Origin of the sequence: Enterococcus sp. AZ020, assembly GCF_050499205.1 — a bacterium.
GTDB lineage: Bacteria > Bacillota > Bacilli > Lactobacillales > Enterococcaceae > Enterococcus_L > Enterococcus_L dunnyi.
Genome location: NZ_JBIPAT010000001.1, coordinates 1,355,479 through 1,367,892, shown reverse-complemented (window position 1 = coordinate 1,367,892; position 12,414 = coordinate 1,355,479). Strand labels below are relative to the sequence as shown.

12 protein-coding genes are annotated in these 12,414 nt (G+C 38.3%); 11 read left to right on the top strand and 1 reads right to left on the bottom strand.

The annotated features are described in order from the left end of the window. Nucleotides 1-15: 15 nt before the first annotated feature. Nucleotides 16-900, top strand: coding sequence for a YicC/YloC family endoribonuclease (locus tag IGI58_RS06675; RefSeq protein ID WP_429954038.1), 885 nt, complete (start codon nt 16-18; stop codon nt 898-900). A gap of 57 nt (nt 901-957) precedes the next feature. Beyond that, nucleotides 958-1,245: a hypothetical protein gene (locus IGI58_RS06670; protein ID WP_225534521.1), complete on the top strand. Its 288-nt coding sequence runs from the start codon at nt 958-960 to the stop codon at nt 1,243-1,245. Nucleotides 1,246-1,395: 150 nt separating this feature from the next. Here the strand turns inward: IGI58_RS06670 and IGI58_RS06665 are convergent, their stop codons facing one another. Then, nucleotides 1,396-2,841, bottom strand: a complete 1,446-nt coding sequence (locus IGI58_RS06665) for a DUF1958 domain-containing protein (protein ID WP_429954039.1) — start codon at nt 2,839-2,841, stop codon at nt 1,396-1,398. Between the two features lie 359 nt (nt 2,842-3,200). On the opposite strand from IGI58_RS06665, the gene gmk reads away from it, so the two are divergent. The 9 genes from gmk to IGI58_RS06620 all read left to right on the top strand — a co-directional run bounded on the left by gmk (nt 3,201) and on the right by IGI58_RS06620 (nt 12,395). Next, the gene (gene gmk, locus IGI58_RS06660) at nt 3,201-3,815 is read left to right on the top strand and encodes a guanylate kinase (protein ID WP_087641801.1); all 615 of its coding nucleotides are present in this window, start codon (nt 3,201-3,203) and stop codon (nt 3,813-3,815) included. 4 nt (nt 3,816-3,819) lie between these two features. Continuing rightward, nucleotides 3,820-4,125 (top strand): DNA-directed RNA polymerase subunit omega, encoded by a 306-nt coding sequence (gene rpoZ, locus IGI58_RS06655; RefSeq protein ID WP_176372880.1) that lies wholly within the window; start codon nt 3,820-3,822, stop codon nt 4,123-4,125. Between the two features lie 519 nt (nt 4,126-4,644). Continuing rightward, nucleotides 4,645-5,745 (top strand): tyrosine-type recombinase/integrase, encoded by a 1,101-nt coding sequence (locus IGI58_RS06650; protein ID WP_429954040.1) that lies wholly within the window; start codon nt 4,645-4,647, stop codon nt 5,743-5,745. 319 nt (nt 5,746-6,064) lie between these two features. Continuing rightward, nucleotides 6,065-8,524: a lectin-like domain-containing protein gene (locus IGI58_RS06645; RefSeq protein ID WP_429954041.1), complete on the top strand. Its 2,460-nt coding sequence runs from the start codon at nt 6,065-6,067 to the stop codon at nt 8,522-8,524. Nucleotides 8,525-8,540: 16 nt separating this feature from the next. Then, on the top strand, nt 8,541-8,870 hold the full coding sequence (locus IGI58_RS06640) for an LPXTG cell wall anchor domain-containing protein (protein WP_225534525.1): 330 nt from the start codon (nt 8,541-8,543) through the stop codon (nt 8,868-8,870). Between the two features lies 1 nt (nt 8,871). Then, on the top strand, nt 8,872-9,663 hold the full coding sequence (locus IGI58_RS06635) for a WxL domain-containing protein (protein WP_429954042.1): 792 nt from the start codon (nt 8,872-8,874) through the stop codon (nt 9,661-9,663). A 27-nt stretch (nt 9,664-9,690) separates the two neighbouring features. Further along, complete coding sequence (locus tag IGI58_RS06630) at nt 9,691-10,464, top strand: WxL domain-containing protein (RefSeq protein ID WP_429954043.1); 774 nt, start codon at nt 9,691-9,693, stop codon at nt 10,462-10,464. A 144-nt stretch (nt 10,465-10,608) separates the two neighbouring features. Continuing rightward, nucleotides 10,609-11,685: a DUF916 and DUF3324 domain-containing protein gene (locus IGI58_RS06625; RefSeq protein ID WP_429954044.1), complete on the top strand. Its 1,077-nt coding sequence runs from the start codon at nt 10,609-10,611 to the stop codon at nt 11,683-11,685. Nucleotides 11,686-11,729: 44 nt separating this feature from the next. Beyond that, the gene (locus IGI58_RS06620) at nt 11,730-12,395 is read left to right on the top strand and encodes a hypothetical protein (RefSeq protein WP_225534528.1); all 666 of its coding nucleotides are present in this window, start codon (nt 11,730-11,732) and stop codon (nt 12,393-12,395) included. Nucleotides 12,396-12,414: the final 19 nt, after the last annotated feature.

Below are 12,414 nucleotides of genomic sequence, written 5' to 3'. Positions count from 1 at the left end.
AAGGACACCCTGTCAATGAAAAGTATGACTGGTTTCGGAAAAGAAACATTCTTAAATGATCGCTATCAAATCGATGTAGAGATCAAGAGCGTCAATCAACGCTTTTTAGATATCCAATTGCGGATGCCTAAAGAACTCAATCCGCATGAAATGGCGATTCGTCAATTGATGAAGCAAACATTACAGCGCGGTAGAGTAGAAGCGTATATCACTATCAAGCAAACAGGTAGTAGTAATCAAGAGGTACAAGTTCATTGGAAACTGATTCATCAGCTGTTAGGTGAAATTGAACAGGAGTTATCTGCTGCATACCCAAAAGCGATTTTTGAACCTGGTAGAAGTATTGAACAGCTGCTAAACAATCCTGATTATGTTGAAGTGACAGAAAAACAGGAGGCTGACGAAGCGTTCGGCGCACTTGTCTTAGAGGTCGTGAAACAAGCAGTTGAGAAGGTCGATGCTAGTCGACTGCAGGAAGGACAACAAATTCAGCAAATACTGACTGGTTATGGGCAGGAATTTATCAAGTTAGTCAAAGAATTGACTGGATTTGTCGATGTCTACGAAAAAGACTATCGAGAAAAGTTTGAAGCCCGCTTAAATGATTGGCTAGGTGCTCAAGTCGATGAAAACCGTCTATTGACTGAACTGGCGATTCTTCTTGAAAAAGGGGATATCCATGAGGAGCTGGATCGCTTAATGATCCATATCGACAAAATGCAGACACTATTATTGCAGGAAGAGCCTGTTGGTCGAGAGCTGGATTTTCTGATCCAGGAAATGAACCGTGAAGTCAATACGATCGGTTCGAAATCAAGCCCGATCGAGATCAAGAACATTGTGGTTCAGATGAAGACGATCCTAGAGAAAATTCGTGAACAAATTCAAAATATCGAATAAGATAAATTTTTGGTGATTAAGCCAATTAGCAGTATAATGAAGAAGAGGTGAAAGTGTATGTCGAATTACTATGATGTTACTTTCCATGAATTAAGTGGGAAGTCTGTTGTAAAAAGAGAAATTATATCAGAAAAAGACACGTTTGATGTCTGGCAGGATGCTTGTGAGTCGTTTACAGATGAGATACTGAATATTCGAATCAATGAAGATACTTTCGTATCATTGAATCGTCGTTTTGTTGTTCGGATCGATGTAGAGGAAGTCGAAGGACCTGTAGACAAACAAATCAAACGCCATGACGAGATCATGGGTGTTGTGAACACATTGTCAAATATGGGCTTTTAAGGCATAAAAAAAATCCTATAAGAAAAGCACTCCGAATCTAGTAACTAGATTCGGAGTGCTTTTTCTAATGATCTCAAGAGATAAAATGGTCAAAAGGACATACGGCAACATAAGAAGAGCCCGATCCACTTTTTCTCTGGATTTTCCAGTCTATAAAAAGAACCAAACGCTGACAGCGCCAATGATAAAGAGAAAGCCGAAAATGACGAATGAACGAGTCATAAACGTACCTACTGTACGACTACCCCGCCGTGATCCCGAAACACGTTTTCTACATAAGCGGGAAAACACAAAGAATAGCACCCCTAAAAAGGTCATACTGACGCTGATCCAATAGTGGATTTTATCTTTCTCAAACGGGAAGAGGGAGGTTTTCTTTTGTTTCTGCTGTTTCTTAGTCTTTTCTTGAACAGCTGTTTGTTTTTCTTGGTAGCTGACAGTTTGAACGGGTAGTTTTGGAGAAACTTGTCCCAATTCGCTTGCAAGGCTCAGGGCACCATTTTCTGTGATGAAGTGAGGTTCGGTTCCTTTTTTTACGAAACCGTAAAAGTCCTGCTCCAAAGTGATCTCTTTTTGATTGACTGTATTCGGACCCTTGTTCAGCAATTTTTTATACTCGTAAGCAGAAAAGGTATTATCTAAAATGGCATTTCCAGCAATGTGACGTTCATATTCTCCTTCTTGATCCGACCAATCACCAACTCCTAAAATAACTTCAATGAGACGAATCTCTCCTTTTTTTGCGGTAGCAATATAGTTGAAGCCGCCAGTTGGACTTGAACCGGTCTTCAGCCCGTCGACTCCTTCATAGCTATATTTAGCACCTGGTAAAGAATAATTATAGGTCTCAAACGTTTCTTCGTAGGGTGTATTTTCCATCGTTGTGACTACAGGTTTGCTTGTAAACTGCAGTACATCGGGATACTTTTTGATTAGATGATAAGCTAAAATAGCCAAATCACGTGCAGTTGATTTGTTATCGCCATCAGGATCGATTCCAGTTGCTTGGTAATACCCGTCAAAAGCACTGATTTGTGCGCCGCTACAGTTAAAATAAGTCGTATTCTCCATACCTAACTCAGCTGCCTTTTCATTCATTCGATGAATGAAGCTTGTTTCATCACCATCAGCTACTAGATTTGCCAGCATCAATGTTGCGACATTTGAAGAAGGAACAGCGATCATGGTCAGCAAATCTCGAACAGGATATTCAACGCCTAAAGAAATTTTATTGTTGCTCAAAGCGTAAAGCTGAGAAATATTTACATATTTTTCTGTAGCTGTGACAGTGGTATCTAGTGAGAATTTACCTTGTTCCATTGCTTCAAATGCTAAGAACATGGTCATGACTTTCGCGATACTTGCCGGACTCCAAGATAAATCAGGCTGATCTTCCCATAAGATTTGTCCAGAGCCGGCGTCGATAACGATCGAGGCTTTTGGCCGATAGCCGTCCTTGATAGGATATTTAGGATTTTCTGTGAAATCTGTTTCGTTAGTGACAGCTTCCACTGTTTGCTGGAAAGTTCCAATCAAAAAGCAAAGAAGCAATGAGAAAAAAATGATTAGAGGTAATTGTTTTTTGGGCGTAAGCATGGTGTAATTCCTTTCTTATTTTTGTTATATAATAAAGGTGGGTTATTCTGTTGTTTCAATGCATATTATATTCATTTTACTAGAAAAATGGGGTTCATGCATACTTTTTTTGAGAATTTAGAAAGTCATTTAAAAATTTTTAATCAATCTATGTTTTTTTATCTAGTGCAGAGAAATTGTCTATATGAGGAAAAATATCTTTTTCTTAGCAAACCTTAATCATAAAGTCTTGAAAATTATGGGAAAAAAGTGCATTATAGAACTAATACTTTATTAATTGCTGGCATTTGCTAGTATAATGCTAAATTGTCTAGCTATATGAACAGAGTTTGTATAGTTTTTAATGAAAGGAAGTCATCATGTCAGAGCGTGGATTATTAATTGTACTATCAGGACCTTCTGGAGTGGGGAAGGGCACCGTACGTAAAGCAATTTTTGATAGTGAAGAGAATGATTTTCAGTATTCAGTTTCTATGACGACCCGTCAAATGCGGGAAGGAGAAGTGGAAGGTGTCGACTACTATTTCCGAACGAAAGAGGAATTTGAAGCGATGATCGAAGCAGGTGAGATGCTGGAGTATGCCCAATATGTAGGGAATTACTACGGGACACCGCTATCTTACGTCAATCAAACGCTGGATGAAGGAAAAGATGTCTTTTTAGAAATCGAGGTTCAAGGAGCTGAGCAGGTCAAAGAGAAAGTGCCGGATGGTGTCTTTATTTTTCTAACGCCGCCAGATTTAGCAGAACTAAAATCACGAATCGTCGGACGTGGGACAGATGCTCATGATGTGATCGAAGAGCGCATGCGTGTTGCTCGTGAAGAAATCGAAATGATGGCATTATATGATTATGCGGTTGTAAATGACGAAGTACCCAAAGCTGTAAAACGAATCAAGGAAATTATTGCGAGTGAACATTTTCGTGTTGATCGAGTAATTGGCAAATATATTAAAATGTTGAAGGAGATGTAGCCTCATGATGTTAAAACCATCTATTGACTCATTATTGAAAGAAGTACCATCAAAATACTCACTAGTGATCTTAGCGAGTAAACGTGCGCACGAATTAGACGAAGGAGCACAGCCAACACTGGAAAGCTTTGAATCAGTGAAAAGCGTTGGACAAGCACTTGAAGAAATCGATGCAGCAACAGTGATCAATGATCCTAGACCAGAAGAGAAGCGTGAAAGAATGCGTCTAGCAAAAGAAGAACAAAAAATGAGACATGAGCAAGAACAAAAGGAACTTGAAAACCGCATTCGCGAAGAGAAAAGTCTTTAATATACCTAAACTTAAAAATAAGTTTCAAGATTAAAAAACGAAGAATGAAAATCTTTTTATGATTTTCATTCTTCGTTTTTTTATTTTTAAGCATATCTGCATCTATCATTTTTGTAAGTTGACATGAAACGACAGGGAACGATATTTTATTTATTATTTTTTGTTATATAATCATTGTTGTGGGTTTGCTTTTAGATTTAAAAAAGAGAATTCATAGCATATTCGTTAGATAAGAATAATGAGTTAAATTTTTTTTGTAAAAAAATAAAATATTTCTTGTTTTTAAATCAAACGAGAAACATTTTTATTTGAGAATAAATAATCAAAAGCTAAGTACATTGTATGGCTTTGTTAAAAATAAATCAATAGCTTAAAGAGAGAAAGTAATCAATTATTTTATCATTTTTTTACGATTTTTATTAAAAAAATGATAAAATGGGCGGTTTTTCAGTTCTGGAGCGAGTATTTTTTCCCGCCGTCAAATCCGCCGTCACTATTTTATGAAAGGGCATGATCATTATGGCTAAAGGTGAGAATATTTATAAAAGGAAAGATGGACGTTGGGAAGGCCGCTATCCTAAAGGGCGTAAAGAAGACGGCTCGATTCATTATGGCTATATTTACGCACGTTCCTACCGCTTAGTTAAAGAACAGTTGATTGAGAAAAAAGCGCAGACAACTGTGTTTTATTTAGGTTCTTCTAAAAAATTTCGCGGAACCCTCGGTGATTGGGCGAATATTTGGCTAAATGATATCATGACGCCTAGATTAAAAGAGAGCACATATGCTAGCTATAGCAATAATCTTCAGATACATATTTTCCCCATGTTAGGACATCGTCCACTAGAAAAAGTGACACCGTTCGATATGGACAAATTAGTAAATCAGCTCTCTAGCTCACTATCTGCAAGTTCCATTCAGATTGTTTTTCGAATTTTAAAAAGTTGCTTGGAAGCTGCCAAAGAACGCGGCTATATCTATTTAAACCCTTGTGAACGGACAATACTGCCTAAAAGCCAAAAGAAAACAGTTCATGCTTTGACACGTAAACAGCAAAAAGCGGTAGAGGCTGAAAGCATGAAGTCAGAAAAAGGATTACCAGTTTTATTGGCATTAGAAACAGGGATGAGGATCGGTGAAATCTGTGCATTAAAATGGTCAGATATCGATTTTGAAGAGTCAGTGATTCACGTTCAACGGACGAAACAGCGGATTGCTATGCCGAAATCATCAGAAATGCGTACAAAAATCATCGAGACAGTACCAAAAACAATGAACGCCGATCGATTGATCCCGTTATCGCTCAAAGTTAAAACAGCATTATTGAAATGTAAAGAACGATCTACTTCTGAATTTGTTGTAACAAGCAGTCAAGGTTCTGTTGAACCAAGAACGGTTAGTTATAGGTTTGAACAAATAAAAAAAAGAATAGGCTTATTAAATGTACCCTTCCATGCGTTACGCCATACATTTGCGACTCGGTGTGTCGAATTGGGGGTAAACAATGCAGCGATCAGTTCTTTATTAGGTCATTCATCAATAAAACTAACCTTGGATACGTATACCAATTCCTTTTTTGAAGAACAACGAGCGGCAATCGATAAATTAGCAGTGCTCTAGATTGGGTGTTTTTTGTCAAAGTAGATTTATTCAGGCCTTTAAATAACATTTGTTATTTAAAGGCCTGAATGTAATGAAGCAACTCACATAGTATATTGGAATATATTTTTCTACGCCGTCAAAATCGTCGTCAAATTGATCAATGAATGCCTGCAGATCAAGAATGGTTCACTACATTTCTCGTTTGATTTAAAAATAAGAATCTTTTATTTATTTAATCAAAGACACTTATTGAAGTCAATTATTCTGATTAAAGGAGGTTTATTTGTTATGTACAAAATTGGAACCACCTTTTATAGAAAGGAGGTGAAAATGAAAAGTGTTAGAGAAAATCAAAAAAGCTGCCTTTGTGGCTATAGTTGCAGGAATTTTATGTGTGCCATTAAAAGCAGAAGCTTTAGGCTATGTTGATGCGCCTCAAAGTATACCTCTAGATCAGATTTTTGTCACACCAAAAGGCGCGAATAGCTATGTTGAAGGAAATAATGTAGTGATTACAGATAAGAAGGCTCGGCAAATCGGCAGCATCTTTTCAACAGAAGCCAATAAAATGGAGTTATCAAAAGATTTTGAATCAGAGATGTATGTCTATCTTGATGGTAATGCAGATGGAATGGCGTTTGTCATGCATAATGACCCAAATGTAATAGCCAATTTCACTGGTCAGACAGGAGGAGGTCTTGCTGTTTATGCAGGAGCAATCAATCCAACGAGTAGTGCATTAGATGGAAAACAAATCAAAAAGAGTTTTGCTATAGAGTTTGATACCTATTATAACGGAGGAATCGCAATATCAGGTGATTATTATGACTCCGATGTTCTTTCAAATGCGGGCAAAGGTCATATAGCCTATGCTTTTCCAGATCAGACTAGCTCTTATGACCGAAATGGCAGCTTTCCAATTATTAAACATTTAGGGCTGCAATATCCAACATTTAAGCTTGGAGATGCAAAATGGCGACTACTAAATATCAAGTGGACAAAATGGAATTCGACTGACGTTGGGTATCTAACCTATACATTTGGGGATATGGATCCTGTTACAGTGGCTATTTCTAAGGATATTTTTGGTGCAGATAATGTTTACTGGGGGTTTACCGGTTCTACTGGTGGTAGCTATGAGAAAGCGGTTATTGCTTTTAAATCAGTCCCAGGATTAGTCCAGTATAATGAAAATATGACATTTGAAAATAACGCTGGACAAGAGATTCAATCGATTACACAAGATTCAGAGGTCACTGTTCATTACACAGGAAGATATGCAGGTGGGAAACAGAATATGTTTCAGCCAGTATATAAATTTACATTAGCACCAAATCAATTATATCAACAAGGAACATTTCTGTTAAATGGTGTACCTGTTACGCCAATCTATCTAAATAATGAGCTCCAAATTCCACTTTCTAAGGACTTGTCTGAGACGGATGCAACTGTGGATATTCAGTTTAAAATAAAGGATACCAATGTTACAACAGATCAAAAATTAGTGGTTGCTTCTCAAACAAAAGCGAAAAATTTTATTTCTGATAAAGTAGCTTCCTACGAGATAACCTATGATGCTGAAGCGCCGGTTGGTCTAGGGAAGCTAACGTTTATTGAACGCGGAGATACACAAGCAATCATTGAAGCGAAAGAGTATGATCCGTTCTTTTGGGATTATCAGGATGATTATAGCTCTAAGGAAAATATCGATATTCGTTTAAAAACAGGACAGGATATTGAAAAGATAGTTAGCGCTGTTGGTCCCAGCAGTTTTATACTGACGCTTACAGACGAAAAGGGAAACGCTCGTGATATAACGATCCCACTCTTTATAGAAGATCAAACAACGGTCAAAAGCAATAAGTATATTATTCAAGGAAAAGATCTCAGTGTAACTACGAAAGAGTATCCGAAAACACAACAAGATCTAGAGACGCTTATTCATCAAAGAGGAGCACTCAAGCTTTGGCAATACAATGGTGTAGAAGCAAATGAATTAGACAGCACTCAATTGACGCTTTCACTGGGCACGTTGCCCAAACCGCCCGCCTTAGCAGGTCCAGGAGTATATCCAATCACCGCATTTTACGGTACTGGTGTAGAGAAAGTAGAAAAGCCATTGAATGTTACGGTGATACAAAGCTTTGCCACCGTTAAAATCAGCTTTGTTGACGAAAATGACCAGCCGATCATTGAAGATTTTTCATTTGAAGCAAATGTATCAGAACAAATCGATTTAACAAAAAATCAGGAACTTTTGGAAAAGCTGAATGCTGTAAAAGCATTAAATTATGTCAAAGATACATCACCATCTGATGAGAAGAATCTATTGATTTTACCAGAAGGAGTGTCACGGAAATATACCTTTAAAGGAACGTTATTTATCGAGTCAGCACCGAATACGATCGATTTTGGCGATCAAAAAGTAAGTGGGCAAAATAAAAAATTTACGGATCCAATCTACGATCAACACTTAGTGATCTGGGACAACCGCTCAACGTTAGGTACATGGAAAATAACCTTAAAACAATCGCAGGATTTTAGTCTTACAGGAAATGAGCAACAACGACTTCCGAATGCGTTGAGTTACCAAACGGCGGATGCAGAAAAGGTGATCTCTACAGAGGCTCAGGAAGTCTTTCGTTCCAAGCATCAAGCTTCTGGAAAATATGATATCAGCGAAGAGACCTGGGGACCGAATAAACAAGGATTACGCTTTAACGCACCGATAGGCTCTATCAAACAAACTGGTAACTATGAAACGACTCTTACTTGGCAGATCGAAGAAGCATATTGATGGAGGAGAGATTGTGATGAAGCAAATAAATAAGATTCAGTTCGTCCTACTCCCCATCATTTTTCTTGCCCTATCTTTTGGAACGATCAATGAAGCTTGGGCTGTTGAGGAGGGTGGACAAGTACAAACGAATGCTGGTGTTGTTCTGCGTAAGGCTAAAACAACGTCAAGCCAAACGAGTGATTCATCAAATGAACCGCTGACATCGAAAGAAAAACCAGTAGGTCGCCTGCCGCAAACAGGGGATTTAGTAACGATCAGTTTACTCGTTAGCGGAGGAATCGTCTTGATTGTCACGCTGTCGTTGCTTTTCTTAAAAGGGAATGCCGAAAGGAGAGGAGACTAGCATGAAAAAAGCAGGTTTATTGTTGGCTTTATCGATAGTCAGCCTGTTGTTGAAGCCGTTAGATACTGCGGCAACGGCAACCTCCTATTCTGGCGATGCGACAGTTCAATTCACTGGGAAACATCCTAAACAAGTGATGGATCCAGAAAATCCCGGAAATCCCGCTGATCCTGGTGATAGTCCCAGTACGGATCGCCAACTGCGTTTTGACTTTGTTCCGCAAATAAATTTTGGAGAAGCGGAAATTAGTGATACTGATCAAACATACTATGGCCATGCACAACTTTTTAAAGATGATACAGGTGCACGCGGAAATTTCATTCAAGTATCGGATTTTAGAGACAAGAGTACAGGTTGGGCACTACAGATCAAACAGGAGACACAATTTCAGAATCAATCAGCGAAAAATCAAAAGCTGAAAGGTGCAGTCTTATCGTTTGACCAATCTTGGTCGAATTCACTGAATGATCCAGCAACAGCACCGACTGTTTCTAAAGAAGTCATTCGCCTGTTAAATATTGGAGAAACATACAATTTGGCTGAAGCGAAACCGCAAAAGGGTGAAGGAACGTGGTCGATCATTTTCGGCGCATCTGTGTCGAACGATAAAAATCGGGCAGATACACTGAGACCTAAACTGGATGAAAAAAATAATCCAATACTGGATCCAGCATTTAATAATCAACCAATTTATGAGAATCAAGCCGTCTCTTTATTCATTCCTGCAAAAGGAGCAAAAGAGCCTGGCAACTATCAAACGGTGTTAACTTGGATTTTATCCGAGCTACCATAAATCAAACAATTCTAGGAGGAAACACACATGAAATTCACACACAAATTGTGCGCTGCAGCTTTAGTCGCAGCATTCGGAGCAGCTGCAGCATTCCCAACAGGAGCATCTGCTGCTGAGAATCCATTGGAATGGAGCGGTAAAGGAACGATCAACTTCAGCGAAGATGATGGAGAGGATAAACCAATCGATCCAACAGACCCAACGAAACCAGTCGATCCTGAAAATCCAATCGTTAACCCACCGGTAAACCCTGCTAAAGGGCCGTTAAAAGTGATCGCAGTGACTGATTTAAACTTCGGAAATAATAAAGTAACACCAGCGACAGGAAATGGTTGGGAATATACAGCCGCTGCTGCTGAAGTAGAATACAAAGACGGCGTGAAAGTAGCTAGTCCTAACTTCGTTCAATTTAAAGATACACGTGCAGATAATCAACCAAATAAACACACATTGACTGCTAAAGCGACGACCTTTACGAATACGGATAAAAACGAATTGAAATCTGCTCAATTAAAATTCAATAATATCAAATTGGTCAATGGTGCAGATCAAAATCAAGTAAATGCTGCAGGAGTTCCAGCAACTCAAACGGTTGAAACAGATGGTACAACACCGACGACCTTTGTCACACAAGATGCAGCAGATAAAGGATTTGGTCAATTTATTCTTCAATTCGGTGATGTAGCTGATAATACTGCAGGAGACTCTGTAAAATTATGGGTTCCTTCAGCAGGGAACAAGTTATCAACAAACAGTGGTTATTCTTCAACGATCACTTGGACGATCGCAGACGCAAGATAAATCGAGTCAAATTTTATGAAGAGAATAAGGCGACGAATACAAATACACTTATGTTTTGTCCTTAGATGCCTGAAAAAAGGGTGGACGGAAGTTGATTACTTCTGTCCGAACCCTGATTCTCTTTGAGAGGAAAGGGCAGTAGTAATGAAAAAATTTTTTTCAATGTGGCTGATCGTTATTCTATACATAGGGATCAATAGTGGCTTTTTATCTATTATTGCTCAGGCATCAGACGATGACGGCAGCAGCTTCACTTACAAAGTAATTCAGCCAGAAAACCAACATAATAAAGAAGTCGGTTATTTCGATTTACGGATGACACCCGATCAGGAACAAACAGTCATAATCAAAATGAATAATAGTTCTGATAAAGAGATCACTGTAAATGTTTCATTGAATAGTGCCAAAACAAATACAAACGGAGTCATCGAATACGGACCGTCGAAATTGGAAAAGGACAAATCACTGAAATATGATTTTGCTGATTTAGTCAAAGGAGATACAACGGTCAAGATTCCTGCAAAGCAAAGTGTGGATTATCCACTGACGATCAAAATGCCGGCAACTCAGTTTGATGGTGTGATTTCTGGTGGTATTTATATGATACAAAAGGGACAAACAGAGGATCAAGAAGCGATGATCAAAAATGAGTATGGTTATTTGGTTGGAATGATCTTAACGGAAACAGACATAGCAATAAAACCATCGCTGCAATTAAATAAAGTTTTTGCAGAACAGCAGAACTACCGCAATGCTGTATTCATCAATTACTCCAACACTCAGCCGGCGTATATCGATAACATGACAGTTGATGTTCAAATTATGGCAAAAGGTTCAGATGAAGTCTTATATGACACCAAACAAAACAAAATGCGGATGGCTCCGAATTCTCAAATCAATTTCCCTGTCTTGATGAATGGGGAAAAAATGGTAGCTGGTGATTATCGGGCACATGTATTGGTCACAACAGACAATGATGGTAGCTGGGAATGGGAGCAAGAATTTACGATCACAGATGAAGAAGCAGATAAGTTCAACCAAGAAGATGTGAGTTTACTGCAGGAAAGTCGTGTGAACTGGCCGTTGATCTTAATTTTGGTAGCTGGTGCATTAAGCATGGTTTTGGGGATCTTCTTTGTGGTGCATTTCTTAAATCGGAAGAAAAAAAAGGCGAAGAAAAGGCGCAAAGGAATGAAACCAAGAAAAAAAAGAGCAGAATGACCCAAACAGTTCTTTGATTTTGTTGAATATTGGAGGATAGAAACATGACGATACTGGATGGGCTATTTATTGGGATACTTTCGACAGCTATCCTCTGTATGATTTTCGCTAGTGCCTTTTTTGTCTCTAGTTTCTTTATACGAAAAAAAATCAAGCAGTTAGAACAACGTAGACCTAAAAGCAAGAAAAAAAGGAAGTTTCTTAAAAAGAAGATATTTAAATTACGCAAAAGACGGAAAAAACGACTTCGGTCAGGTCTGATCCTTTTCATGTTAGGAGGGCTTTTAGCGGGAGGGACTGTATTTTCCCGTTATCACCAAGCAACAAATTTAAGTGATCGAGATTCTGATGGGATTGTAGAAGGGTATTTTTTATTAAATAAAACAGAGCAGCAGCTGGCAGCAGTAAAAGAAACGACGAATAAAGAAAAGACAAGTAAAAATTTACGGGAACTGGCTGCTAAATTATCCGGCTTTGGTGTTCGTTACGCAGATCCACGACTTACTTTAGAAGGACAAAAGCTGTTAAATCGCTATTATTCTCAAATGAAAGAGTTGGGATTGAATTTGAATAATCAATCTGCTGAAAGCTTACAAGAAAAAACAATTTATGATGACTATGTAGCAGATATCAAAAAAGTTCAAGCGACTCAAAAAAAGATTTTTGTTTATTTTAACGTCAACGAATCGGCACTTGAGCAAAAGAAATAGTGTTTTAAGAAATGGCTGT